Source organism: Geobacillus thermocatenulatus (genome assembly GCF_002217655.1).
In the GTDB taxonomy this organism is placed as follows: domain Bacteria; phylum Bacillota; class Bacilli; order Bacillales; family Anoxybacillaceae; genus Geobacillus; species Geobacillus thermocatenulatus.
In genome coordinates this window covers 1,067,588-1,093,054 of sequence record NZ_NEWK01000001.1, presented here as the reverse complement: position 1 = coordinate 1,093,054, position 25,467 = coordinate 1,067,588, and the positions used below count along the sequence as shown (strand labels likewise).

The window sequence follows — 25,467 nt, the reverse complement described above, 5'->3', positions numbered from 1 at the left end:
TTCGTCACTTCACTTCATTTTTGGCGCGGTCATAAGCATAAAGCACCTCGACTGCAGCGGCGAACACATCATTCGTCGAAGCCCGCCCGCTCGGGCAGTCGAGCTCAACGACAGCAAGGGCGTATTTCGGACGGTCGGCTGGAAAATAGCCAGCAAACCATTTATTAATCAATTCAGCGCCGCCGTCCATTTTTCCTGTCTCCGCCGTCCCGGATTTGCCGGCGACCGGATACGGCAGCGAACGGAAGCGGCGGCCGGTGCCATCCTCTTTGGTGACAACGCCGCGCAAAAGCCGCTGCAGTTCTTCAGCCGTCTGCGGGGCGATCGGCGCCATGTCTGAAGCCGGTTGAGGCGGAAACGAAAAGAGGATCGCACCGTTTTTATACAGCACTTTGTCAACGGCCCGCACCTGAAGCGCTTCGCCGCCGCGGGCGATGGTCGCCATCATGTTGGCGACGCCAAGCGGCGAGACGCGTACATTTTTTTGCCCGATCGCCGTTTGCGCCACCGCAAGTGGCACCCGCTTGTCGCGCGGATCATGCCAAATCGTCCCCTTCTGCTCCTCCGGGAACTGACGGAAATGCTCTTCATGGTACACCGCCCCTTCCCAGCCGGCCGTCGGATACAGCCCGAGCTTTCTCGCATACGTTTCAAACGCATCCGGATCGTGCTCGATCAACTGCTTGCCAAGCGTGGCGAACGCATTGTTGCAACTGACGGCAAAGCTGTCCGCTAAATCAAGCATGCCGTAATCATGCTCCTCATCGCGGGTTTTGCCGTCAATTTTTCGGCTGCAGTCAAACGTTGTCTCAAGCGAGGCGAGCCCCTCATCAAGCGCCGCAGCCGCAATGACGGTTTTCAAAATCGAGCCGGGGATTTGCGGCAACACGATTTGGTTTTCTGCCCCGCGGTTTTTGTACGGATCACGCGGGTCCATGTTTGGACGGCTGACCATGGCGAGCACACTGTTTGTGTCAATATCCAGCAAAACGAGACCGCCTTTTTTCAACCCGTATCGGTCAACGATCTGCTCCATCTCTTGCTGCAAGTCACGGTCAAGCGTCGTTTGGACGGTGACGGGATAAAACGGGTTGCCCGTGTCGCTGTATTTGACATCAAGCCCAAACAGCGGCCGCCCTTCGGCGTCAACGTGATAAAGCAGCTTCGTTTCGCCGTCGGCGAGCAAAAATTCATCAAACGCCTTCTCAAGTCCTTGAATGCCCACTTCGGTCTTTGGCGGCAACGGCCGTTTTGGATAACGCTTCTTGATGAGCTCCTGATCTGGACGGGTGAAGCCAAGCAAATGCGGGGCGTACACCGTTTCCAGCGGATATTGCTTGTTGACGGCAAATACCCCCGGAATGCGCAAATCGTTAATTTGCTTCATTTGCTGGGCGCTCAAGACGAGCGGCTCTCCATCCTTCTCTAAGACGAATGGACCGTCCGCCTGCTCAAGTTGGCGGCGAATCTCTTCTTCAGAGACGCCGGCGATGCGGGCGACTTGTTCCATCGGCCATTTCATTGCCGTTAAAAACGGGAATAAGACAAGCGACGGCACGTATCGCTTCGTGAGCGGCGCGCCATTTCGGTCGATGAACGAGCCGCGCCCGTCGTCAATGATCAGTTCTTGTGTCCGCTGGGCGACGCTTTCGGCAATTAAATTATGATTGGCAAACGACTCGGTGTCAATGAGCTGAATTTGCGCGAGCCGCCCGACAAGCAACAACAAGCCCAATTGAATGAGAGCAAGCATGACAAGCGTTCGCTTTTTCCACATAAAGAAAACACCTCATCATCAGTGTTGACGAGGTGTTTCCGTTTGAAACGTCAAGCGGCGGCAATTTTCTTCGCTTCGCACACCGCCGCTTGTTCAGGTCGGCCGCCTTTAGTTCACAGCCACGATTTTCACAAGCATTTCCCCGCCCGGCGTTTGCACCGTCACCTCATCGCCGACGCGGCGGCCGAGAAGCGATTTCGCAATCGGCGAGTCGTTGGAAATTTTCCCTTCAAACGGATCGGCTTCAGCGCTGCCGACGATCGTATACGTCTCTTCCTCGCCGTCCGGCAGTTCAATGAACGTGACCGACTTGCCGAGCGAGACGACGTCCGGGTTTTCTTTGTCTTCTTCAATGATGACGGCGTTGCGGATCATGTTTTCAAGCATTTGGATGCGCGATTCGACAAACGCCTGCTCATCTTTGGCAGCATCGTACTCCGAGTTTTCCGACAAATCCCCGAACCCGCGCGCAATCTTAATGCGCTCCACCACTTCTTTCCGCTTGACCGTTTTTAAGTACTCAAGCTCTTGTTCCAGTTTCTCTTTTCCCTCTTTCGTCATCGGATACTGCTTTTCGTTCGCCATTCATCTCACTCCTCTATATATTCTGCATTATGTAAAACGTACGAACAGCAAAAACGGCTGTTCGTACGCTTACTTGTTATATAATATATTGTTTTGTCTCTGTTATGTTATTACAAAACCGCTTTTTGTTCAAGAACTGTGCGAATTTTTGCCACCATTAAATCGATGGCGACGACGTTCTGTCCGCCTTCCGGAATGATCACATCCGCGTAGCGCTTCGTCGGTTCGACAAACTGGTTGTGCATCGGCCGGACGACGGACAAATATTGCTCGATGACTGAATCGAACGTGCGGCCGCGCTCTTTCATATCGCGGATGAGACGGCGGATGATGCGGATGTCCGGGTCGGTGTCGACATATACTTTAATGTCCATTAAATTGCGGAGCCGCTCATCCTCCAAGACAAGAATGCCCTCCACGATGATGACATCCTTTGGCTCCACGCGAATGACGTCGCTTGAGCGAGTGTGCAGCGTATAATCGTACACCGGCTTGTCAATCGGCTCATAGCGAAGCAGCTTATGAATATGCTCAATCAACAAATCGTTGTCAAACGCCAGCGGATGGTCATAGTTCGTCTTCAGCCGCTCTTCAAACGAAAGATGGCTTTGGTCTTTATAGTAAAAATCTTGCTCCAAAACAAGGATCGAGCGGTCGCCGAAATGGTCGTAAATCGCGCGGGCGACGCTCGTCTTCCCCGAGCCGGAGCCGCCGGCGACGCCGATGACAACGGGCTTCTTCCCCATCTTAATTCTCCTTTCTCATCATGTTGTACGGGAAGAGAGGGCGCTTGACCTTAAACTTCACGATTTGCAGCGGATGGCGCGCCGCATCAAGCTCGTTGCCGTCTTCGTCCCAAATTTTTTCAATCACTTGGGTGAAGTTTTCAATTTCCGGACCGAAAAATTCGACTTCATCGCCCGGGCGGAAATGATTGCGCTGCTGGACGGTGGCGATGCCCGTCTTCGGGTCATAGCCAAGCACCAAACCGGCGAATTCATGCGTCGTTTTCCGGCTGTGCGTGCCGTACATATGGTTCGTATAATCCGGGAAGCCGTCAAAGAACGACGGCGCCGTCTCGCGGTTGGCGCATTTCTCCAGCTCCCGCACCCACTCTTCGCGGATCATGAAATGGTCTGGGTCAGCGCAGTAGGCATCAATGACTTTCCGGTAGACACTGACAACCGTCGCCACGTAATGGATCGATTTCATCCGCCCTTCAATTTTCAAGCTATCCACACCCAATTCGATCATCACCGGAATGGCGCGGATTAAGTTCAAATCTTTCGCGCTCATCGCAAACGGGGCGTCCCCTTTTTCAAACAACGGAATTTCCCGGCCGTCCGAGAGCTGATACAAATCGTAATCCCAGCGGCACGACTGGCAGCATCCGCCGCGGTTGGAGTCGCGCGCCGTCATATGGTTGCTCAATACACAGCGGCCGGAGTAGGCCGAACACATCGCCCCATGGATGAACGCCTCGATTTCAATATCGACTTTCTCTTTGATCTGCCGGATTTCTTCTGCGCCCACTTCACGAGCGAGCACAACCCGCTCGAGCCCTTCCTCTTTCCAAAATTGGACCGCTTTCCAGTTGGCAAGCGATTGCTGCGTGCTTAAATGCACTTCAAGCTTCGGCGCCACCCGGCGCGCCGTTTCGATGATGAGCGGGTCGGCGACGATGATGCCGCAAACACCGGCATCTTCAAGCGCCCGCAAATAGTCATCAAGGCCAGGGATGTTTTCATTATGGGCGTAAATATTGGCCGTTACGTATACTTTGGCTCCGTATCGATTGGCAAATTCGACCCCTTCGCGAATTTCCTCGATCGTAAAGTTGTCGGCGTTGGCGCGCAAGCTGTACTCCTGACCTCCGATAAAGACAGCGTCTGCGCCGTAATGGACGGCGATTTTCAGTTTTTCCAAGTTGCCGGCCGGGGCGAGCAGCTCTGGCTTTTTCACAATGACGCGCTTGCCGTCAATGATCTCGGAGATGCGATCATTTTTTACAAGCATGCTGCTTCCCTCCTTTTCTCAATAAACGGTCTCCTTGAAGAAAAATCCGGTGTCGATGCGGCGGTGCGGCGGCTGAAGCGCTTCAACGGCCGCAAGCAGCTCCTCTTTTTCCCGTTCGTACCGCTCGCGGTCATCGGCGCATAAATCGATGGCGCGGCGGTACAGCTTCGTCACGTCGGTAATGTAGCGCGGCTCGTGCAAAATCCCGTCAATTTTAAAGCTGTCAATGCCGGCTTCGATCATGTCGCCAAGCTCGTCGATGATGCAAACATCGTTCGGGCTCATAATATGCGTGCCGTTTTCGTCTTCAAAAATCGGATATTTGTTGTCACGCTCTTTGTCGTAAAGAAACATCCCTTTTTCGTACTTCTTCCGTTCAACTTCCATCACTTTCCCTTGATATTCAAAATAGCTACCGATGAGCGAACGCTTCGATTGGTACATGCACGTCGCCCCATGCACTTGCACCTCGATTTCCACTTCGGCATGGGCTTTGATTTCCAAAATGGCGTCCATGTTCAACTCGCGGGCCAAGACGGCGCGCTTTGCCCCTTTCCTCCCCCAGTAGTTGCACGCGTACCAGTTCGTCGCTGTCGTCTCCGTGCTCCAGTGGAGCTTCATGTGCGGCGCCGTTTCTCGGACAGTCAAGAGCACCGCGGGATCGCCGAAGACGATGGCATCGGCGCCGACATCAGCCAAAAACGCGACGTAGTCGCCAAGCTCGTCCACTTTATCGTTATGGAAAATGGCGTTCATCGCCACATACACGTTCATGCCGCGCCGGTGGGCGGCTTTGACGGCGGCAGCAACATCGGCGCGGGAAAATTCGCCGGCAAGCCGCAAACCGTAGCGCTGCTCCCCAATGATGACCGCGTCCGCTCCGGCTTCAGCCAGCTCGTCGATATGGGCAACGCTCGTCGGCGTCACGAGCAATTCGGGTTTTTTCACTGTTCTTCACCTCGTTTTTTCGATATGGCGAGCCCATCGCCGACCGGAATGATGACCGTATCATAACCGCTTCGACTCATGAGCCACTCATTGTAGCGGCGAATTTTTCGAGCGATGTTCCAGAGCCGTCGATTGTCCGCCGGCGCTTCGGCGGCGACGAGCCCCTTAAACAAGACGTTGTCGCTGATGATGAGGCCGCCTGTAGCCACAAACGGCTCATAGAGCGTAAAAAAGCGCTCATATTGCCCTTTGGCGGCATCAATAAACAGCACATCAAACGGCGCGGCGGCCGCCACATCGGCCTCGACCGCGAGCGCATCGCCCAACACCGCCTCGATTTGCCGCTTGGTGTTCGTCTTTTCGATGTAAAAACGGGCGCGCTCATACCGCTCCCGGTCTTTTTCGATCGTCACAATGCGCGCATCCGGCAGCGCCTTTGCCATCCGGATCGCCGAATAGCCGATCGCTGTGCCGATTTCCAAAATGCAGCGCGGCCTGATCAGCTTCAAGATGAACAACAGCACTTCGACGCTCACCGGATCGATGATCGGTATGCGGTGCCGATAGGCGTACTGCTCCATCTCCTCAATGTCCTCATCCGGCGTCGGACGCAGCTTTTTCAAGTACAAAACCATGTCATGGGAAAGCAAGAGGAATTCCTCCCTGCCGTCAGCAAACTGAAAAGCGCTTGCCAAAGTTGAACTATATAGATGCAACGAAAAAGTTTACCATATCCTTGACGGAAAAGCGGCTTGCCCATTTTCGACTGTCGGAGGCAAGCCAAAGGCTTCTTCGTCACGTCTTGGCGTGACGGAAGACCGAACAACCGGCCTGCTTCACAGATCCATATATGGGTCTTTAAGCGGCGTTGTTCGGTCGCCCGACAGTCGATCAAATACTCGGGAAAAACGACAAATAGCAAAGCTTCCAATTGCATCTATATACAACCCGACATTTGCTCTTTGTCGTCATGAAAAATAAGAGCCGCAAAGGACTCTTATCGTTGGTCTGTTCAACTATACTACCATAAAACAGCGGAAAAGCGAAGCCGTTTCACCCCACCGGCCATTGCCTTCCATTTTGACCTATTGTTTTCCAATATATTTCGCCTTTTCCCGGTTATGCTCAGCCAACGTTTTCGTAAAAATGACCTCGCCGCCCGGTGTCGCCAAAAAGTATAAATAGTCGGTCGCCGCCGGTTCAAGCGCCGCTTCGATCGACATGACGCCGGCGTTGGCGATCGGCCCTGGAGGCAGTCCTTTATGCATGTACGTGTTGTACGGCGAATGGACCTGCAAATCTTTATACAACACACGCTCTTTATGTTCGCCAAGTGCGTACAAAACGGTCGGGTCGGTTTGAAGCGGCATGCCGCGGTGCAACCGATTGTAAAACACGCTGGCGATTTTTTGGCGGTCAGCTTTTTCCGTCGCCTCTTCCTCAATGAGCGACGACATCGTCAACAGCTGATGCGGCGACATGTTCTTTTCTTTCATCGCTGCCTTATATGTGTCAAGCACAGCTGCTGTTTTCGCCACCATCGCCTCAATGATCTCTGAGAGCGGCGGCTTTTCGTCAGCAAACACATACGTCGCCGGGAACAAGTAACCTTCCAGCGGATAGCGGATGCCTTTGTGAAAAATATCATCCGTCAACAAATCCGGGTGCCTATTCATCAGCCGTTCGATATACGCGCGATCGTTAAGCAATTTCATAATCTGTTCTTGTTTGTACCCTGTTTTTGCGGCAATGAGGTCAGCGATTTGCACCAATTGCGACCCTTCCGGAACGGTCAGCTTCAATCCGATTTTTTGCGATTTCCCCGTTTTTAACAGCTCGACGATGCGCGCCATTGGCATCGCCCTTGTCAGCTCATACTCCCCAGCCTGGAAGCCAGATTCATGTTTCCAGCGAACATATAAACGAAACACGGCCGCGCTTTTAATGAGCCGCTTTTGTTCGAGCTGCTCGGCAATCGCCGCCGCTGATGAACCGATCGGAATCGAGACATGGACCGGGGTGCGGTCATCCGGGTCGACGGGCTTAAGCGCTGAACGGATGTATAAGAAACTGCTGACGCCGGCAATGACAAACGCCGCCAGCAGAACAGCACAGACAATCAAGACGATTTTCCGCACAAGCTGCGACTTTTTCGCCCTCAAATCGTTCTGTTTCATCTTTGTCCTCCTTTCACCCGGCCATATTATACTACAAAGTTCCGCATTTTTCGCCCTTGACGGTCAAAAAATGCAAAGCCAGGGGAGGAAACGCGCCGGTCAATCGAAGCCCTTCGCAACGTTTGTCGAACAAACAAGAAGATATCTGAACCATTGCATGGAACACAACTTATCGTTTCTCAGCGCATATACGTCAATAAGAAAAGGGGCCCCGATCCTTTTGGCCCCCTCTGTGCCGTCCGTTATTCGTCGTCTTCCTCTTCCTGTTCAGCGCAAAACGTATTCCATACTTCTTCGATCATATCCCACTCTTCTTCTGTCTCGATCGGGAGCAGTTCGCCTTCTTTGTTCCCATCCCCAGGGATGAAGGCGGAAACGTGCACTTCCGTCTCGCCGTCCTCATCTTCCGCCTCGACGCCGACCGGATAGTAAAACACATACGATTTGCCGAAATCATCTGATTCAAACGTAAACAAAATTTCGCACAGCTGCTCGTTGCCATGTTCGTCGACAACGGTAATATGACGGTCTCCGTGTTCCATGTTTTCTCCTCCAATTTATCGTTTACTGTCCAAATATGACTGCAAAATGACGGCCGCCGCCATTTTGTCGATCACTTTCCTCCGCTTTTTCCGGCTGACGTCGGCAGCGATCAACATCCGTTCGGCGGCCATCGTCGACAGCCGTTCATCCCAAAGCACAACGGGCAAAGAAAACTCCTCGCGCAATTTGGCGGCGAACCGCTCACTTGCCTCAGCGCGCGGCCCGAGCGTGCCGTTCATGTTTTTCGGCCATCCAACGACGATCACATCGACGCCGTACTCATCGATAAGGGCGCGCAGCCGCTCTAAACCATAATCGCCACGCTCCTCATCGATGGCGATCGTCTCGAGGCCTTGCGCCGTCCAGCCAAGCTCATCGCTTACCGCGACGCCGAGCGTTTTCGTTCCGAGATCAAGCCCCAATATCCGCATCGGTCAATCCTTTCGTTGCTCCTGTAAATAGAATTTCACCAATTCCTCGATTAATTCGTCGCGTTCGATTTTGCGGATGAGCGCGCGCGCATCTTTATGGCGCGGGATGTAAGCCGGGTCGCCGGACAGCAGGTAGCCGACAATTTGGTTGATCGGGTTGTAGCCTTTTTCTTGCAAGGCGTCATACACCGTCAACAACACTTCGCGGACATTCGTTTCCGCCGGCTCTTCGGAAAAATGAAACTGCATCGTTTGATCAAACGAGCTCACCGTTTCCACCTCGCTCCTTATTCAGGCACCCCGTCCTTTTACATCCATTGTACACGATCCGCGCCAATTAGGAAACGGATTTCACCCATGTTTCGACATAACCGAGCGCCTCGGCGACTTTCTGAGCGTCTTTGCCGCCTGCCTGCGCCAAATCCGGCCGTCCGCCGCCTCCTCCGCCGCAGCGTGACGCCACTTCTTTCACCAGTTTGCCGGCGTGGAATCCTTTCTTCACCAAGTCGTCGGTCACCGCAGCAATCAGCTGCACTTTTCCGCCTTGCACCGCCGCCAAGACAATGACTGCAGTGCCTAGTTTTTGCTTCAAGTCATCGGCCATCGCCCGCAGCTGGTTCATGTCGTTCGCCTGCACTTTCGCGGCCAACACCGGCACGCCGTTTACGTCTTTCACCTGGCGGGTGAGGTGCTCTGCCTCCATATGGGCGAGGCGGGCTGACAGCGATTCGTTTTCGCGCTCGAGCTCTTTCAGCTCGGCAAACAGTCCGTCAAGACGCGCATTCAATTCTTTCGGGCTTGTTTTCAGTTTTTGCGCCGCCTCTTGCAAAATAGCAAGCTGTTCGCTCATAAAGCGGTATGCCGCTTCCCCGGTCACCGCTTCAATCCGGCGCGTGCCGGCGCCGATGCCGGACTCGGAGACGATTTTAAACAACCCGATGGCTGATGTGTTGGGCACATGGCAGCCGCCGCACAGCTCGAGGCTGTAGTCGCCGACTTTGACGACGCGGACGATGTCGCCGTACTTTTCGCCAAACAGCGCCATCGCGCCCATCGCTTTCGCTTCCTCGAGCGGTTTATAAAAAATGTCAACCGGAAGGCTTTTCCAAATTTGTTCGTTGACGATGGCTTCGATGCGCTCGAGCTCCTCTGGCTTCACTTGCCCAAAATGGGTGAAGTCAAAACGAAGCCGGTCCGGGGCGACAAGCGACCCCGCTTGGTTGACATGGCGGCCGAGCACGTCTTTTAGCGCTTGATGGAGCAAATGGGTTGCCGTATGGTTTTTGATAATGCGCGCCCGCTTCGCCTCATCGACGCGCGCCGTATACACCGCACCCTTTTTCACCGTACCGCTCTCGACGACGATCGCATGAAGATGCTGGCCGTTTGGCGCTTTTTGCACATCTTTGACGACCGCCGTTCCCGTCTGGCCGGCAAACGTTCCTTGGTCGGCGATTTGGCCGCCGCTTTCGGCGTAAAATGGCGTCACATCGACGATGATTTGCGCCTCTTCACCGGCGCGGACTTCCTCGACAAGCTGTCCGTCTTTGACGATGGCGAGAACGGTGGAAGAAGCGACAAGCTCATCGTAGCCGACAAACCGGCTTTCATCTTTAATGTCACCGAGCACTCCGCCTTGGACTTGCATCGAATCGACATCCTGCCGGGCCGCGCGCGCCCGTTCGCGCTGCCGCTCCATCTCGCGCTCAAATCCGGCATGGTCGACCGTCATGTCCGCTTCAGCGGCGTACTCTTCTGTCAGCTCAATCGGAAAGCCGTACGTATCATACAGGCGGAACGCTTCCTCGCCCGGAATGACGCGGCTTCCTTGCTCTTTCGCCTTTTCGATCACCTCCGCCAATATGGCGAGCCCTTCATGGAGCGTTTCATGGAACCGTTCTTCTTCCGTCCGGATGACGCGGGCGATGAAATCGGCTTTTTCTTTCACTTCCGGATAATAGTCGTGCATAATTTCACCGACGACCGGAACGAGTTCGTACATAAACGGGCGTTCAATGCCGATATGTTTCGCATAGCGCACCGCGCGGCGGAGCAGGCGGCGCAACACATAACCGCGGCCCTCATTTGACGGCAGCGCCCCGTCGCCGATCGCAAACGTAACCGCGCGAATATGGTCGGCGATCACTTTAAACGCGACGTCTTTGTCCGGATCTTCGCCATACCGCTCGCCGGCGATCTGCTCGGTCGCGCGGATGATCGGCAGGAACAAGTCGGTTTCAAAGTTCGTCGGCACGTCTTGCAAAATCGAGCACATCCGCTCCAAGCCCATGCCGGTGTCGATGTTTTTCTTCGGCAGCGGCGTGTACGTGCCGTCCGGGTTATGGTTGAACTGCGAAAAGACAAGGTTCCATACTTCTAAATAGCGGTCATTTTCCCCACCTGGGTACAGCTCTGGATCGTTCGGGTCGTTGCCAAACGCTTCGCCGCGGTCGTAAAAGATTTCCGTGTTCGGACCGCTCGGGCCTTCGCCGATGTCCCAGAAGTTGCCTTCAAGGCGAATGATCCGCTCTTTTGGCAAGCCGATTTCGTTATGCCAAATGTTGTACGCTTCCTCGTCTTCCGGATGGACAGTAACGGACAACCGTTCCGGATCAAAACCGATCCATTTGTCGCTCGTCAAAAACTCCCATGCCCAATGGATCGCTTCGCGCTTGAAGTAATCGCCGATCGAAAAGTTGCCGAGCATTTCAAAAAACGTATGGTGGCGCGCCGTTTTCCCGACGTTTTCGATGTCGTTGGTGCGGATCGATTTTTGCGCGTTGCAAATGCGCGGGTTTTCCGGAACGATGCGTCCGTCAAAGTATTTTTTCAACGTCGCGACGCCGCTGTTGATCCAAAGCAGCGACGGGTCGTCGACCGGAATGAGCGATGCGCTCGGCTCAACCGCATGGCCTTTTTCTTGGAAAAACTCTAAAAACATGCGCCGCACTTCGGCAGATGTCAGCTTTTTCATGATGATCCTCCCCTTTCGCCTTTTATATAAAAAAACTCCCATCCCCTGCAGGGACGAGAGTTATGCTCGCGGTACCACCCTGTTTATGGGCACAAAACGCCCATCACCTCTTTGGCCGTAACGCAGCCTTGCGTCAGGTTTTGCCTGCGCTCCGGATTAGCCTTCTGTTGCCCTTCATCTGGAATTTCTTTCAGCCACGGAAATTCCTCTCTGTGCGCGAGCTCGCGCGTTAAGATGGACTGCAACATACTCGATCCGTCATCGCGTTATGTATTCGCTTTGTTCATTGAAAGATTATAGACAAGCAGAGAGTATTTGTCAATGCGAAGCATAATGCTCTTTCCAATGGGCGATGGCCACTTTCAGCACCGCCGCCGTCGGAACGGCAAGAATGAGGCCGAGCACGCCGGCGAGCTCACCGCCGGCAAAGAGGGCAAGCATAATGACAAGCGGATGCATATGTACGCTTTTGCCGACGATCAGCGGCGACAAGACGTTCCCTTCTAAAAACTGCAAGGTAAAAATGATGACAAGCACGATCACGACCATTTTCAGCGAGACGGTGGCAGCCAAAATGACCGCTGGAACGGCGCCGATCAGCGGGCCAAAATACGGGATGATGTTCGTCACGCCAATGACAAAGCCGAGCAACAGCGGATAATCCATGCCGGCAAGCCACAAGCCGAGCGCCGCTGCCAGACCGATCGCCGCACAGACGAACAGCTGGCCGCGAATGTAGCCGCCGAGCGATTCATCGACATCCTTCAAAAACGTCATCCCCGGCCCACGCCACCGCTTCGGTGTCATGTACCAAACCGCTTTTTTCAACACATCGATGTCTTTTAACATATAGAAGACGATAAACGGAATGATCAACAGCGTCGCCGCCGAACCGATGAACGATTTGGCGGCATGAATCGCCATCGCGACGGCGGCCGCCGCTGCTTGCTCGATCTCGGCAAACATCGCCTCGATGCGTGTGTGCACCTCAAGCGGCCAATTCGACGTCTCGTCGTGGATGTGGCGCACCCATTGGCGGTATGTATTCATCAAAGACGGCAGCTGTTCATCCAGTTCACGCAACTGGGCGATGAATAGCGGCACGCCGCGGTACAAGCCGTAGCCCACCAAACCGAAAAACAACAAATAAATCAACAAAATGGCAAGGGCGCGCGGCATTCCTTTGCGATGGATGGATTCCACAAGCGGGTAAAGCAAATACGTAATAAACGACGCCAGCAAAAACGGCGTCAACACCGTTGCGATAAAATCGATGACCGGCCACCAAACGTCTTTCATCCGAACGATCAAATAGATGATTGCCGTCATGAGAAGCCATTTTCCGATACGAAAGAACGACAGCCATTGTTGCTCGCCCATCGCCACACCTCCTACCGTTTAGTGTAGGAGATGCGGCGGGAAATATGCCTTCACCGCTTTTAGCACTATTTGACAACCACAAGGCGCCGCCCCCGCGCAAAGGCGAGGGCGGCAGCGCCGTCAGCGGATCGCTTGCATCAAGCGGCGGCGCATCCTCCGCATCGTGCGGCCGTTCATCCAATCATTTCGTTGGGCGAGCTGATAAGCGGCGATGCCTAATCCGACTGCCAACAGCGATGTCATCGTCCGGTTCATGCGTGTCCCTCCTAAAATTGGATCATGCGCTCATGGTCGTCAAACAAGTCATCAAGGGAACTCAGCGTCCCATCTTCTTCCACTTGATGGGCGTGAATCATGCCTTTTGAGACGGACAGCTCAATAAAGCAATCCCAGCAGTAGTACTGGTTGACGCCGATTTTCCCTAAGTTTTTTCGCTTGCAATTCGGGCAAATGAGCATGGACAGCCACTCTCCTTACATCGTTGTTTCCACGGTGACAACACCTTCTTTGGCAGTGAACGGAGCGAGCTCCATTCGTTTCTTTCCTTCGGTCAAATCGGAAAAAAATCCCTCGCTGATCTCGTATCCATCAATTTTGCCCAATTGCCCGTCAAAATATACGTCATCCAGCAAACCGATCGTTGTTCCGTCCGCGGCGACAACCATGCTGCCGGCGAGGCCGCGTTCGCCGTAAAGAGAGTGGCCGCTGTCAGGAGAAGGAAACGGCTGGAAGCTATCTGCATCACAGATGATGACTCGGTCGTTTTCGAACGACTGCACGGCTGAAAGCGGCAAATAGCGGCGGCGGCCGAACAAACCGCCCTGTTCCGCGACAAGCCCTTTGACCGCGCCGTGGCTGGTAAACCAAATGTCTGCGATCGTTCCGACCATTTTTCCCGTCGTTTGCTCATAAATGGGAAGGCCCTTGATGTCGGAAAACGTCCGCATCGTTCTCCCACCTTTCCAGCCACCTTTAGCTTGGCTCATCGCCCATAAAGTCATACGGCGTAACGTTTTCCATCCCCACGTTCGCCTCTTCAAACGGGAGTTCGACCTCGACAAACGGCGCCGCCGCCCCCGCCAGCTTCTCAGCGAGCGCCGTCTGACGCGCTCCGTCGCTTTGCTTTGCGACGCCAAATCGAAACGCTTCCTCTTCTCCGCATAAAACGAGAAACTGCTTGCTTCTTGTCACCGCCGTATACAACAAATTCCGTTTCAACATCCGGTAATAGTTTTTGACGACGGGCAAAATGACAATGGGAAACTCGCTCCCTTGCGCCTTATGAATGGAACAGCAGTACGCATGAGTAATTTGTCCTAAATCTTGCCGTGTGTACGTCACTTCAATGCCATCAAACGAGACGATGAGCAAGTCTTGCTTTTCCGTATTTTCTTTGGCGTAAAAAATGGCAACGATTTCGCCGATGTCGCCGTTAAACACATTGTCTTCCGGTTGATTGACGAGCTGAAGCACTTTATCGCCGACGCGGTAGACGACCTCACCGACCGCCAGCTCCCGCTTCCCCTCAGCCGGCGGGTTGAACAGCTCTTGCAGCGCTTTGTTCAATTGGTCAATGCCCGCTGGACCACGGTACATCGGGGCGAGCACTTGAATATCTTTGATGGAAAACCCTTTTTTGCGCGCATTGTCCGCGATTTGCCGCACGACATCGACGACCTGGCCCGCACGGCAGCGGATGAAGGAACGGTCTGCCTTCGGAGCGGTCAAATCGTCCGGCACGACGCCGCGCTTCATCTTATGAGCAAGCTCGATGATCGATGATCCTTCCGCTTGGCGATACACCTCAGTCAACCGAGCAAACGGAATGACGCCTGAAGAGAGCAAATCTTTCAGCACTTGCCCTGGCCCGACGGATGGCAATTGATCCTCATCGCCGACGAAAATGACTTGCATGCCGTTTGGTACGGCTTTTAACAGCTGGTTGGCGAGCCACGCGTCAACCATCGACATCTCATCGATGACAAGCAGCTTGCCGGAAATCGGTTCGTTCTCGTCGCGGCTGAACCCTTCGGCTCCATTCCAGCCGAGCAAACGGTGAATCGTCGCCGCCGGCAGCCCGGTCGCCTCGCTCATCCGCTTTGCCGCCCGGCCGGTCGGTGCGGCCAGCAGCACCGGAAACGGCTCGCCTTGTTTGTAGTCAGCCGGATCAAGAGACAGGCCGTTTAGGGCGGCAAACAGCTCGACGATTCCTTTGATGACCGTCGTTTTCCCCGTTCCCGGACCGCCGGTCAAAATAAACAGCGGCGAAGAAAGGGCTTGTTGGATCGCTTCCCTTTGCTGGGGGGCATATTGCATGCCAAGCTGTTCCTCAAGCGCCCCAAGAGCCAGCAAAAACTCCGACTCGGCAAACGCCGACGGCGGCGTCTGCCCAAGCAGCCGCTTAATGTTGGAGACGATCCCTTTCTCGGCGAAGTAAAGGGAGGGGAGATAATAACGCCCTTGCTCGGCGATCAGCTTCCCTTCCTCGCTTAACATCAGAAGCGTTTGGCCGATCGCTTGTCCATCCACCGCACCGCTCTGCCTTCCGTCAAGCAGCTCCCCGATGCGCTCCATCAGCTCTTCCTCGCGCAAATACACGTGCCCTTCCTGCAAGCACGCCTGTTCAAGAACAAACAACGAGGCGGCGCGCAGCCGGGCCGGATGGCTGCCGGAAATGCCGAGCTGGCGCCCGATTTCATCAGCGCGGCCAAAGCCGATCCCTTCGATATCCTCAACGAGCTGGTACGGGTTCTCGTGAATGATGTCAATCGCTTCTTCGCCATACGCTTGGTAAATCTTCATGGCCAGCTGCGGGCCAAAACCGAGCTGGGCGAGGGCGATCATCGTTTGCTCAAGCCCTTCGTGGGCGCGAAGCGCATCGTACAGCTGCTTCGCCTTTTTTTTCGTCAGCTTTGGCACACGCTCTAGCGCCTCGGGGTCGCGCAAAATCACGGCGATCGCGTTTTCACCGAGCGTCTCGACAATCGCTGCAGCCGTTTTTTTGCCGATTCCTTTAAACAAACCGCTCGATAAATAATGAATGACTCCTTCTTTCGTGTTCGGAAGCTGTTTGCGGAACTGACTAGCCGCATATTGGCGGCCAAAACGCGGATGTTGGCGGAATTGTCCGTAAAAGAGGTAGACGTCCCCTTCGTTTAAACGCGGAAAATAGCCGGTGACGACGACTTCCTCCTCAATGGGCGCTTCGTTCGTTTCCTCAACGCGCACGCGGACGACCGTGTACAAGGTTTCCTCATGATGAAAAATGACCGCCAAGCACACTCCTTTAATGAACGTGCGTCCATCAAGGGCGAGAATTTGTTGCTCTTGCAACAGCCATCCCCCTGCCTTTTTACGGCGCAAGCCGCTTTTCCATCAGTTTCTTTCCGTATCCGGCAAGCACGTGATCGGGCTTGGCTTCCAAAGCAGCGGCAAACATATGGCGGGCGGCATCGAGCTCATCTTTGTACGCATAAATGACGCCTAAATTGTAATACGCATCAGCGTGGCGCGAATCGAGTTCCAACGTTTTCTCAAAATAACGCTTCGCCTCATCGACATAATCGAGCACGGCAAGGCAAAGGCCAAGCTGAAACAGCGCTTCGACATCCGTCTTGTTCAGCTCAGCCGCACGCTGCAAATACGGCAGCGCCATTCGCGGCATCTCGAGCCGCCATAAGGACATGCCGAGCATAAAATGCGTATCCGCATCATTCAGCCCGAGCTGAAGCGCCCGCTCAAACATGTCTTTCGCTTTCGCGAACTGTTCACGCTTATAATGCACGGTACCCATGCCATAATACGCGGCCGCCGCCCGTTCATCGAGCGCCAGCGCCTGTCGGAAACAGTCCAGCGCCTTCTCTTCTTCACCGGCAGCAACGAGAACCGTGCCGATGTTAATGTACCCGGCCGGATCGTCCGGATGCCGTTCGACCGCAGCGGAAAAACAGCGGATGGCTTCCTCATACTTCCCCTCGCGCATATACGCCAAGCCTTGTTCGTTGAAATTGGCCACCGCCCATCCCCCCTGATTCAACGTGATTTTCAAGCAACGGCCCCCAGCCGAATAGCCTGATTGAAGATCGTGCGCACCGGCGCATCCATCAACCAACATACCAAAGCTTTTCGCCGTTGCGGAACACTTCATCGATCGTACCGCCGCCGAGGCATTCCTCACCGTTGTAAAAAACAACCGCCTGCCCCGGCGTCACCGCCCGCGCCGGCGCATCAAACACGACTTCCACCCGGCCGTCCGCAAGCGGGTGGACCGTCACGCCGACATCAGGCTGACGATAGCGAAATTTCGCCGTGCAACGGAACGGCGCTTCCGGCTTGCGGTCAGACACCCAGTTGACATCGACCGCCTTTAGCGAGGTGGAATACAAATATTCGTTTTCAAACCCTTGGGCGACATACAGCACATTTTCGCGCACATCTTTGCCGACGACAAACCACGGTTCGCCGCTGCCGCCGATGCCAAGGCCGTGGCGCTGGCCGATCGTGTAATACATGACGCCGTCATGCCGCCCTTTCACTTCGCCATCGAGCGTTTTCATCACTCCTGGCTGGGCCGGCAAATAATGGCTCAAAAATTCTTTGAAATCGCGTTCACCGATAAAACAAATGCCCGTGCTGTCTTTTTTTCCAGCGGTGGCGAGCCCTGCTTCTTTCGCAAGGCGGCGGACGTCCGCCTTGTGCAAATGGCCGATTGGGAACATCACGTTCGACAGCTGAGCTTGGCCGAGCTGGTTTAAAAAGTACGTTTGATCTTTGTTCGGGTCGGCTCCGCGCAGCATTTTATATTCGCCATCGCGAAACTCGACGCGGGCGTAATGGCCGGTTGCGATGTAATCGGCGCCGATCGACATGGCGTGCTCTAAAAACGCCTTGAACTTAATTTCCTTATTGCACATCACGTCCGGGTTCGGCGTGCGCCCGGCTTTGTACTCGTCCAAAAAGTACGTAAACACTTTGTCCCAATACTGTTTTTCAAAATTGACCGCATAATACGGGATGCCGATTTGGTTGCAGACGCGCACGACATCTTCGTAGTCCTCCGTCGCCGTGCAAACGCCGTTTTCATCGGTGTCATCCCAGTTTTTCATAAAAATGCCGATCACATCATATCCTTGTTCTTTCAATAGCAGCGCAGCGACCGACGAGTCGACCCCGCCGGACATGCCGACGACCACGCGCGTTTCATGCGGCGCTTTGTTCATGCTGTTACCCCCCTTTAGCGGTTTGTGAGCCGCTTTATGATCTTCACGGTTTCCTCGGCCGCCCGCTCGATTTGTTCCATCGTATTGCCGAACCCGAAGCTGAAGCGCACAGACGAACGGATGCGCTCTGACTCTTTTCCGCACATCGCGACAAGCACGTGCGACGGGTCGATTGACCCGGCGGTGCATGCTGACCCGCTCGAGGCGGCGATGCCGGCTAAATCCAAGTTCACGAGCAGCGATTCGACATTCGTTCCCGGGAAGGCGACATTCAAAATATGCGGCAGGCCATCCGGGCGGCCGTTGACCGCATAGTCGATCCCTGAGGAGCGGAAAATCGCAAGCATCGCCTCGCGCCACGCCGCATATTGTCGACGTTTCTCTTCCCTTGTTCGCTCAGCGATTTCCGCCGCCTGCGCCAAGCCGATGATGCCAGGGACGTTTTCCGTGCCGGCGCGCCGCTTCCGCTCCTGTTCGCCGCCGAAAAGGAGCGGAGTGATGCGGACCGTTTCCCGGACATAAAGCGCGCCGCTTCCTTTCGGGCCGTTGATTTTATGAGCGGAAATCGACAGCAAATCGATCCCGTATTCATTCACATCGATCGGAAGAAGCCCGTAAGCCTGGACGGCGTCCGTATGGAAATAAGCCGGATGATCGCGAAGCAGCGCCCCGATTTCGCGAATCGGCTGGATCGTGCCGACTTCGTTGTTGGCAAACATGACCGACACCAAAACGGTCTCATCGCGCAGCGCGGCCTTGACATCCTCGACCGATACCGTCCCTTGTTCGTCAACGGGCAAATACGTGACCTCAAACCCTTGCGTCTCTAAATATTGACAAGCGCGCAGCACCGCATGATGCTCGATGGCGGTTGTAATGATATGATTGCCGCGGCCGCGGTTCGCTATGGCCGTTCCGATGACCGCAAAGTTATCCGCTTCCGTGCCGCCGCTTGTAAACACAATCTCCGTCTCTTTCGCCCCAATCGAGCGGGCGATGACAGCCCTCGCTTCATCGACCGCGCGGCGGCTCTGCCGTCCAAAATGATGGATGCTTGACGGGTTGCCGAACTGTTCCGTCATCCACTGGACCATACCGGCAGCCACGTCTGGATGGACGGGGGAAGTTGCCGCATGGTCCAAATAAATCCGTTCCAACGGTCATTCTCCTTTCCTTTCTGTTGCTTAAATATAAAACATATATGCCCCCTCATCCCTGTCGCTATACTTCGCCAAATCTTCGAGCGTTGTGCTGTCGAGCACTTCCTCGACCGCATCGCGGATGCGAATCCATAGCTCGCGCTTCGCCGGCTCTTCCTCCTCGAGCTCCTCGACCGGGGTCATGGGCCCTTCCAACACGCGCAAAATGTCGCCGGCGGTGATTTTCGCCGGATGTTCAGCGAGAACATAGCCGCCATACGCTCCGCGGATGCTTTTGACGAGCCCGGCGTTGCGCAGCGGCGTGACGAGCTGCTCTAAATAATGTTCAGATAAATTGTTCGCCCTGGCGATCGAACGAAGCGAGATCGGACGATCGCCATATTTTTTGGCCAATTCAATCATAATCGTCAAGCCATATCGGCCTTTCGTCGAAATCTTCATTCATATCCCTCCTAACGGCTTCACCCTTGCGTCCGAGTGCGGGCGGCCGATCCAAGCCGCCTGCTTGCGTCCTTCTGGCATTGCGGCAGCGCCAAGCCGGCAATCGAACCGATCGTGACACAAAAAAGGAACGTGCCAAACGACACCGGGCCGCCGAGCAACCAGCCGGCCGACAACACGAACGCTTCGATCCCGATGCGAATGTACGCCACGTTCCATCCGGTCAGCTCGGTCAAAGCGAGCATGAAACGCCTATGTTATTATACCATAAAAATCCCTTTCCCTTCACGGCTGAACCTTGACCTCTTGTTTCAACTGCTCAAGCCGCCGGTACACTTTGGCGTAATGTTTTTCCTCGCCATGCTCTTTCGGTTCGTAATAGCGGACGCCTTCCAGAGCGGAGGGCAAATACGCTTGCGCCACCCAGCCGTTCGGATAATCGTGCGGATACAAGTAGCCTTGTCCACGCCCGAGTGCAGCCGCCCCTTTGTAATGAGCGTCTTTTAAATGATCCGGAATATCGCCAAGCTTGCCGGAACGGACATCGGCAATGGCAGCATCCAGCGCCTTGTAAGCACTGTTGGATTTCGGGCTTAAACAGAGTTCAATCGTCACCACCGCGAGCGGAATGCGCGCTTCCGGCAGCCCGAGGCGTTCCGCCGCTTCGACCGCTGCCTGTACTTTCACTCCCATCATCGGATTGGCAAGTCCGATGTCCTCATAAGCCATCACAAGCAATCTCCGGCAAACGGCCGCCAAGTCTCCGCCTTCAAGCAGACGGGCCAAATAATAAAGAGCGGCATCGGCATCACTGCCACGCACGCTTTTTTGAAACGCGGACAGCAGCGAATAATAATGATCGCCATATTTGTCATGGGTAAAACCGCGGTTTGCGGTGCATGAAGCCACGATATCCTCATCAATATACAAGCGGCCGTGGCGCTCATCGGCAGCCGCAACCGCCGCCTCCAGAAGCGAAAGCGCGACGCGCGCATCCCCGCCGGCTGCCTCGGCGATGCGCCATAACAACGACTCGTCAATGACAACCGGCGGCTCGCCGACCCCTCGTTCCGGATCAGCGAGCGCCCGTTTCAGAATAATCAAGAGGTCATCCGGCTTGAGCGGTTTCAGTTGTTGGATTTGCCCGCAACGGCTGCGAATGGCGGGATTGACCTCGTGAAATGGGTTTTCCGTTGTGGCGCCAATCAAGGTCACGAGCCCGGATTCAAGATGCGGGAGCAACACGTCTTGCTGCGCTTTATTCAGCCGATGGATTTCGTCGATAAATAAGAGGACATTGCCCGACCAACGCGCCGCTTCGACTGCCTCTTCGATTTCCTTTTTGCCGGCGGTCGTCGCATTGATGGCGACCCATTCACGCCCGGCGGTGCGGGCAATGGCGCAAGCGAGTGACGTCTTCCCTGTCCCCGGCTCTCCATAAAGCAAAAGCGATGGAACATGACCTTTTTTGACCATTTTATAAAGCGGCGTACTAGGGCCAATGATGTGCTGCTGCCCCACGATCTCATCGATCGTCCGCGGCCGCATCCGCCAAGCAAGCGGCTCCGTCGTTTTGGGCATGCCGACCCCCTCCTTGAGATTGATGACGCGATGTTCACAGACATCCTTCAGTGCCGTCGGCGAATGAACCGTCTCCCTGGAGGAAGACCAATGGGGGTTAATCGAAATAGCGTTCAATGGCCTCCTTCAACTCATTGTACAGCGGAAGCGAGTATTTCGCCAAATAGAGCAAAAGCGCCTCCACCATAAACCGCCTAGCTGTCTCCCCTTTCTCAAGTTCTTCCTTCAATAAGCGCAGTGAGCGAAGAATATCGTCTTCAACCGGATGCATCGCCGCCATGCGCTCTAAACAGCTGATGGCCCGTTCTTTCCATTGATTCCGCTCTTGGGTCGCCGCAGCCATGTAATCCGCCATCATCGTTTCATCGAGCAACCCCGTCTTGCCGTCAAGCAGGCTGGCAACGATGGCATCAAGCCGATCGAGCAAGAAGGCGGCAAGCTTCTCAGGAAGCAGCGGCTTTCGGTCTACCGCCAGGTAAATCAGATATTCTTTCAGCATTCCGTTGAGCATCGTCGCGCAATCAAACGAAACGGGACGCACTTGTTCGCCGTATATGTCTTCAATCGCCCGGCGATACCAGTGGAGCGTATGGGCGCGGATGCGAAACACGAGATGCCGCACTTCATCGCTCACCTTCGCGGCTTGTTCGCCCAACTGCATTTGCACCAGCTCTTTATGTTCGTCAAACAGCTGGATTTGTACAGTCAACTGACGCCTTAACCGCTCGCGCGCAGTTAAGGCGGGATCAGCCTCGATTTGTTTAAGCTGGCGAAACAAGACTTCATAATGGTAGCGGAAAATCGATACAGCCAACTCTTCTTTTGATTTGAAATAATTGTAAATCGAACCTTTGGCTACTCCGCTCCGTTCGGCGATTTCCTGCATGGAGGCAGCGTGATAGCCTTTTTCGGCGAATAATTTCATCGCCGTTTCCATGATGTCCTCTTTCCGTCCCAATGTTTTCGCCTTCCTTGCTCCTTCTTCATGTCCATTATAGTCGATCTTGCCATGAAAAAAAATGCCGGACGGCCCGTTATCCGGCCATCCAGCCCTGTCATTTTGCCATCGTTTCGCGTTTTGCCGTCCGGAAGAAAAACGCCTCATACATCGCAGGAATGAACAGAAGCGTCAATAACGTCGACGACGTCAGGCCGCCGATGACCGTGATGGCCAGCCCTTTCGAAATCAATGTGCCGGCCTCATTCGTCAGCGCAAGCGGGATGAGCGCCGTCACCGTCGCAAAGGCTGTCATTAAAATCGGCCGCAGCCGCGTTTTGCCAGCTTCAATGATGGCGCTTCGCACCGTCATCCGTTTTTGTTCGCGGTTTTGCCCGATTCGATCGACCAGCACGATCGCATTGGTCGTCACGATGCCAATGAGCATCAACAAGCCGATCATGACGCTGATGGAAAGCGGCTCATCGGCCACATACAACGCAAACAGCGAACCGATGGGAACAAACAAAAGGGAAGATAAAATGATCAGCGGCACCCGCACTTTGCCAAATGTAATCAGCATCGTCAAATACACAAGCCCGATGGCCGCCGCCATGGCCACACTGAGCTCCCGGAACGTCTGTACCGTTTCATCGCTTCCGCCGCCCGTTTTCACTGTGACATCGGATGGGATCTTCAAATCCTTTACATGTTTCGAAATATCATTCGTGACTTTCTGAATGTTGTCGCCGACAATTTGGGCGGATACGCGGGCAAACACTTTTCCGTCCAGCTTTTGAATGGACGTATACACGTCCGCCTCTTTCACTTCGGCGACAGCGGAAAGGGGAATCACTCCGTTTCTCGTCACGATCGGAAGCTCTTTCAACTCATCGATCGATCCCAACGTTTCATCATACGAAAGTTCGACTTGCTCATCCTTGCCGCCGAGTTTCAGCGTCCCGACATCGACCGGTTTGGTGGCATCGGCCACCGCCCCGAGCAATTGCATGCCCGAAACGCCATAAGCGGCCGCCTTTTCCGGATCAATGGCGACAATCACTTGTTTTTGCTTTTCCGTCAAGTTATTTGTCACATCTTTGACATCATCGCGTTGTTTTAGATACGTCTCGACCTGTTTGGCTGCTGTTTGGAGCGCCTCCAAATCATTGGAGTACATGTCAATATTCACGTTATTATTCGTTGGCGGCCCTCCGCTCGACATCTCTTGCACGCCCACTTTGGCCCCGGGCGCGAGCTGATTGGCGATGCGGCGCATTTCTTTTTCGAGAACGGCCACGGTTTTCGCAGTGTCAGCGCTGTCCTTTAATCGAATATAATAGCTGGCTTGATTGGGCCGTTTCAATCCTGTGCGGAAATCGCGGCTTCCCACTGCGGCGGTGACGCTCTTGACATCGCTTCGTTTTAAAAACATCTTTTCCATCTCCAACGACACATCATTCGTTTTGGCCGCCGATGTGGAAGCCGGCAGTTCCATGCTCGCCACCAGCGTTTTCTGCTCTTCGTTCGGCAAAAACGTAAATCCAAGTTTCGGCACGAGCGCCAATGAACCAACCAATAGCACAACCGACAACAGAAAGACAATCGCTTTATGGTTGAGCGCCCATTCAATGATTCGGCCATACAGGCGCTGAAGCGCTCCTTCTTTTTCCTCTGGCGGCACACGGCGGAACGAAAATTTCGCTAAAATCGGCACAACCGTCACGGCCACCAACAAAGAGGCCAACAGGGCAAACGTAATCGTCAAGGCAAAAGGCAGGAAAAATTCCCCTGTAATGCCCCCAACAAGCCCGAGAGGCAAAAAGACGACAACCGTTGTGATGGTCGAGGACACAATCGCTTTGACAATTTCTTTCGTTGATTGCTCGACCAACTCATCGCTCATGCCTGTTTTCTCCCGGCGGACGCGGCGGAAAATATTTTCGATCACGACGATGCTGTCATCCACGACTCGGCCGACGGCGACGGCCATGCCGCCAAGCGTCATAACATTGAGGGTAATATCCATACGATTGAGAAAAATGGCCGATACAAGCAGCGAGAGCGGAATCGAGACGATGGCAATCACGGTCGCCCGAACGTTGCGCAAAAAGAGCAAGACAGCCAACGACGCGAACAGCGCCCCGAGCAGCCCTTCACGGACAAGCGATTCGACGGATTGTTTGATGCCAGCTGACGAATCAAACCCGATGGAATAATCAAACTGATGTTTGTAGGAATTCAGCACGTTGATCACTTGGTCCGCCACTTCAATCGTATTGGCATCTTGTTTTTTCGTCACAGCCATCGACAGCGATGGCTTCAAATTATAGCGGGTGAATTCGCTTTGCTCGTTGACTTCCTCAATCGCCGCAATATCCCCAAGCTTCACGGGAGAGACGCGCTGCCATCCATTCGCCGCCATCGGAACAGCTGTCGGCGCGAGTTTCAGATTTTTCAACTCATGGATGGTGTTCAATTTTTCCTCGACGCGAACCGGAATTTGCCATGTATCGGTTTGCAACGTTCCAGCCGGGAACGCCAACACCTTTTCATTGATTTGGTTTTTAATCTCTGACAAGGTCAATCCCGCCTGAGCAGCCTTTTTCCGATCGACTGTGATCCGGATGAGGCGCTCGCTGTCTCCGCCGATCGAAACGGAATTCACTCCGTCGATTTTATTCAATTCTGGAATCACTTCGGTTTCCAGCAACGTTTGCAGATCGGTTCCGTTTTTGGCGAACAAGGAAATGTTGAAAACCGGGATGGAACCGAATGAAAACCGATTGACTTCCGTTTGGACATGATCAGGCAATCCTGCTTGATCAATGAGCGATTCGACCTGCCGCTCCACTTTCTCCATATCTGTCCGAAACGGGAATTCAAGATTGATAACAGCCATTCCTTCATAGGACGAACTCTGCATTTGCTTAAGCCCGTTAAGGGACTTCAGCTTTTCCTCGAGCTTGGCCGTGACCTCCTCATTCACGTCTTGCGGAGAAGCCCCAGGATAGACCGCTTCAATCGACAACTGGGGAAACTCAATGTTCGGCAGCAAATCGACCTTCAAGGAGGAGAAGGAATACAGTCCTAGAAACATGAGCAAAAACGAACATACAAACACAGCGGCCGCATTTTTCAAACTGAACCTGGTCAAAAACGTCATCATGCCACCTCTCATCCCACGATTTTGACCAATCAGTCTAATGATTTTGAACTGACCGGTCATACAAAACTATTTCTATGATACATGAAAATGGGAAAAATGAAAAGGGCGAAGTTTAAAGTGGAAATCAAA

General features: G+C 54.1%; 24 protein-coding genes and 1 other annotated feature. All 24 genes read right to left on the bottom strand.

The window, feature by feature from the left end:
* Positions 1 to 4 precede the first annotated feature (4 nt).
* The gene (locus tag B9L19_RS05500) at positions 5 to 1,777 is read right to left on the bottom strand and encodes a peptidoglycan D,D-transpeptidase FtsI family protein (protein WP_025949307.1); all 1,773 of its coding nucleotides are present in this window, start codon (positions 1,775 to 1,777) and stop codon (positions 5 to 7) included.
* A 108-nt stretch (positions 1,778 to 1,885) separates the two neighbouring features.
* Entirely contained in the window at positions 1,886 to 2,362 is a 477-nt protein-coding gene (greA, locus tag B9L19_RS05495; RefSeq protein WP_025949308.1) for a transcription elongation factor GreA, read from the bottom strand.
* 110 nt (positions 2,363 to 2,472) lie between these two features.
* Positions 2,473 to 3,108: a uridine kinase gene (gene udk, locus B9L19_RS05490; protein WP_020754577.1), complete on the bottom strand. Its 636-nt coding sequence runs from the start codon at positions 3,106 to 3,108 to the stop codon at positions 2,473 to 2,475.
* A gap of 1 nt (position 3,109) precedes the next feature.
* Entirely contained in the window at positions 3,110 to 4,378 is a 1,269-nt protein-coding gene (locus B9L19_RS05485; RefSeq protein WP_025949309.1) for a peptidase U32 family protein, read from the bottom strand.
* Positions 4,379 to 4,396: 18 nt separating this feature from the next.
* Positions 4,397 to 5,326 (bottom strand): peptidase U32 family protein, encoded by a 930-nt coding sequence (locus B9L19_RS05480; protein WP_025949310.1) that lies wholly within the window; start codon positions 5,324 to 5,326, stop codon positions 4,397 to 4,399.
* Positions 5,323 to 5,976, bottom strand: coding sequence for an O-methyltransferase (locus B9L19_RS05475; RefSeq protein WP_025949311.1), 654 nt, complete (start codon positions 5,974 to 5,976; stop codon positions 5,323 to 5,325). The genes B9L19_RS05480 and B9L19_RS05475 overlap by 4 nt, the downstream gene beginning before the upstream one ends.
* A 435-nt stretch (positions 5,977 to 6,411) precedes the next feature.
* Complete coding sequence (gene mltG, locus B9L19_RS05470; RefSeq protein ID WP_025949312.1) at positions 6,412 to 7,503, bottom strand: endolytic transglycosylase MltG; 1,092 nt, start codon at positions 7,501 to 7,503, stop codon at positions 6,412 to 6,414.
* A 242-nt stretch (positions 7,504 to 7,745) separates the two neighbouring features.
* Positions 7,746 to 8,045 carry a DUF1292 domain-containing protein gene (locus B9L19_RS05465; RefSeq protein WP_025949313.1) on the bottom strand — a complete coding sequence of 100 codons (300 nt, stop codon included), beginning with the start codon at positions 8,043 to 8,045 and terminating at the stop codon, positions 7,746 to 7,748.
* A 15-nt stretch (positions 8,046 to 8,060) separates the two neighbouring features.
* On the bottom strand, positions 8,061 to 8,477 hold the full coding sequence (gene ruvX / locus B9L19_RS05460) for a Holliday junction resolvase RuvX (RefSeq protein ID WP_025949314.1): 417 nt from the start codon (positions 8,475 to 8,477) through the stop codon (positions 8,061 to 8,063).
* 3 nt (positions 8,478 to 8,480) lie between these two features.
* Entirely contained in the window at positions 8,481 to 8,747 is a 267-nt protein-coding gene (locus B9L19_RS05455) for an IreB family regulatory phosphoprotein (RefSeq protein WP_025949315.1), read from the bottom strand.
* Positions 8,748 to 8,814: 67 nt separating this feature from the next.
* On the bottom strand, positions 8,815 to 11,451 hold the full coding sequence (gene alaS / locus B9L19_RS05450; RefSeq protein WP_047752744.1) for an alanine--tRNA ligase: 2,637 nt from the start codon (positions 11,449 to 11,451) through the stop codon (positions 8,815 to 8,817).
* 46 nt (positions 11,452 to 11,497) lie between these two features.
* Positions 11,498 to 11,722: a binding site (T-box leader), on the bottom strand.
* 47 nt (positions 11,723 to 11,769) lie between these two features.
* On the bottom strand, positions 11,770 to 12,831 hold the full coding sequence (locus B9L19_RS05445; RefSeq protein ID WP_025949317.1) for an AI-2E family transporter: 1,062 nt from the start codon (positions 12,829 to 12,831) through the stop codon (positions 11,770 to 11,772).
* Between the two features lie 120 nt (positions 12,832 to 12,951).
* A complete protein-coding gene (locus B9L19_RS05440; protein WP_075261365.1) occupies positions 12,952 to 13,086 on the bottom strand; it encodes a YrzQ family protein in 135 nt (44 codons plus the stop codon).
* Positions 13,087 to 13,097: 11 nt separating this feature from the next.
* The gene (locus tag B9L19_RS05435) at positions 13,098 to 13,289 is read right to left on the bottom strand and encodes a hypothetical protein (RefSeq protein ID WP_025949318.1); all 192 of its coding nucleotides are present in this window, start codon (positions 13,287 to 13,289) and stop codon (positions 13,098 to 13,100) included.
* A gap of 15 nt (positions 13,290 to 13,304) precedes the next feature.
* A complete protein-coding gene (locus B9L19_RS05430) occupies positions 13,305 to 13,778 on the bottom strand; it encodes a PRC-barrel domain-containing protein (RefSeq protein WP_025949319.1) in 474 nt (157 codons plus the stop codon).
* A gap of 25 nt (positions 13,779 to 13,803) precedes the next feature.
* Complete coding sequence (gene recD2 / locus B9L19_RS05425; RefSeq protein WP_047752747.1) at positions 13,804 to 16,164, bottom strand: SF1B family DNA helicase RecD2; 2,361 nt, start codon at positions 16,162 to 16,164, stop codon at positions 13,804 to 13,806.
* A 19-nt stretch (positions 16,165 to 16,183) separates the two neighbouring features.
* A complete protein-coding gene (locus B9L19_RS05420) occupies positions 16,184 to 16,846 on the bottom strand; it encodes a tetratricopeptide repeat protein (RefSeq protein ID WP_025949321.1) in 663 nt (220 codons plus the stop codon).
* Between the two features lie 88 nt (positions 16,847 to 16,934).
* Positions 16,935 to 18,050, bottom strand: a complete 1,116-nt coding sequence (gene mnmA, locus B9L19_RS05415) for a tRNA 2-thiouridine(34) synthase MnmA (RefSeq protein ID WP_047752743.1) — start codon at positions 18,048 to 18,050, stop codon at positions 16,935 to 16,937.
* Positions 18,051 to 18,064: 14 nt separating this feature from the next.
* A complete protein-coding gene (locus tag B9L19_RS05410) occupies positions 18,065 to 19,207 on the bottom strand; it encodes a cysteine desulfurase family protein (protein WP_047752742.1) in 1,143 nt (380 codons plus the stop codon).
* 27 nt (positions 19,208 to 19,234) lie between these two features.
* Entirely contained in the window at positions 19,235 to 19,651 is a 417-nt protein-coding gene (gene cymR / locus B9L19_RS05405) for a cysteine metabolism transcriptional regulator CymR (RefSeq protein WP_025949324.1), read from the bottom strand.
* A gap of 20 nt (positions 19,652 to 19,671) precedes the next feature.
* Entirely contained in the window at positions 19,672 to 19,896 is a 225-nt protein-coding gene (locus B9L19_RS05400) for a hypothetical protein (protein ID WP_033024094.1), read from the bottom strand.
* A 40-nt stretch (positions 19,897 to 19,936) separates the two neighbouring features.
* A complete protein-coding gene (locus B9L19_RS05395) occupies positions 19,937 to 21,232 on the bottom strand; it encodes a replication-associated recombination protein A (protein ID WP_025949325.1) in 1,296 nt (431 codons plus the stop codon).
* A gap of 97 nt (positions 21,233 to 21,329) precedes the next feature.
* The gene (locus B9L19_RS05390) at positions 21,330 to 22,190 is read right to left on the bottom strand and encodes a TetR/AcrR family transcriptional regulator (protein WP_047752741.1); all 861 of its coding nucleotides are present in this window, start codon (positions 22,188 to 22,190) and stop codon (positions 21,330 to 21,332) included.
* Between the two features lie 97 nt (positions 22,191 to 22,287).
* Entirely contained in the window at positions 22,288 to 25,335 is a 3,048-nt protein-coding gene (locus tag B9L19_RS05385; protein ID WP_047752740.1) for an efflux RND transporter permease subunit, read from the bottom strand.
* Positions 25,336 to 25,467 lie beyond the last annotated feature (132 nt).

Bases quoted from the DNA above. Each gene is read 5' to 3' on its own strand.
- B9L19_RS05500 (WP_025949307.1), bottom strand. From the start codon at position 1,777: ATGTGGAAAAAGCGAACGCTTGTCATGCTTGCTCTCATTCAATTGGGC.
- greA (WP_025949308.1), bottom strand. From the start codon at position 2,362: ATGGCGAACGAAAAGCAGTATCCGATGACGAAAGAGGGAAAAGAGAAA.
- udk (WP_020754577.1), bottom strand. From the start codon at position 3,108: ATGGGGAAGAAGCCCGTTGTCATCGGCGTCGCCGGCGGCTCCGGCTCG.
- B9L19_RS05485 (WP_025949309.1), bottom strand. From the start codon at position 4,378: ATGCTTGTAAAAAATGATCGCATCTCCGAGATCATTGACGGCAAGCGC.
- mltG (WP_025949312.1), bottom strand. From the start codon at position 7,503: ATGAAACAGAACGATTTGAGGGCGAAAAAGTCGCAGCTTGTGCGGAAA.
- B9L19_RS05465 (WP_025949313.1), bottom strand. From the start codon at position 8,045: ATGGAACACGGAGACCGTCATATTACCGTTGTCGACGAACATGGCAAC.
- ruvX (WP_025949314.1), bottom strand. From the start codon at position 8,477: ATGCGGATATTGGGGCTTGATCTCGGAACGAAAACGCTCGGCGTCGCG.
- alaS (WP_047752744.1), bottom strand. From the start codon at position 11,451: ATGAAAAAGCTGACATCTGCCGAAGTGCGGCGCATGTTTTTAGAGTTT.
- B9L19_RS05445 (WP_025949317.1), bottom strand. From the start codon at position 12,831: ATGGGCGAGCAACAATGGCTGTCGTTCTTTCGTATCGGAAAATGGCTT.
- B9L19_RS05440 (WP_075261365.1), bottom strand. From the start codon at position 13,086: ATGAACCGGACGATGACATCGCTGTTGGCAGTCGGATTAGGCATCGCC.
- B9L19_RS05435 (WP_025949318.1), bottom strand. From the start codon at position 13,289: ATGCTCATTTGCCCGAATTGCAAGCGAAAAAACTTAGGGAAAATCGGC.
- B9L19_RS05430 (WP_025949319.1), bottom strand. From the start codon at position 13,778: ATGCGGACGTTTTCCGACATCAAGGGCCTTCCCATTTATGAGCAAACG.
- mnmA (WP_047752743.1), bottom strand. From the start codon at position 18,050: ATGAACAAAGCGCCGCATGAAACGCGCGTGGTCGTCGGCATGTCCGGC.
- cymR (WP_025949324.1), bottom strand. From the start codon at position 19,651: ATGAAGATTTCGACGAAAGGCCGATATGGCTTGACGATTATGATTGAA.
- B9L19_RS05400 (WP_033024094.1), bottom strand. From the start codon at position 19,896: ATGCTCGCTTTGACCGAGCTGACCGGATGGAACGTGGCGTACATTCGC.
- B9L19_RS05395 (WP_025949325.1), bottom strand. From the start codon at position 21,232: ATGCCCAAAACGACGGAGCCGCTTGCTTGGCGGATGCGGCCGCGGACG.
- B9L19_RS05385 (WP_047752740.1), bottom strand. From the start codon at position 25,335: ATGACGTTTTTGACCAGGTTCAGTTTGAAAAATGCGGCCGCTGTGTTT.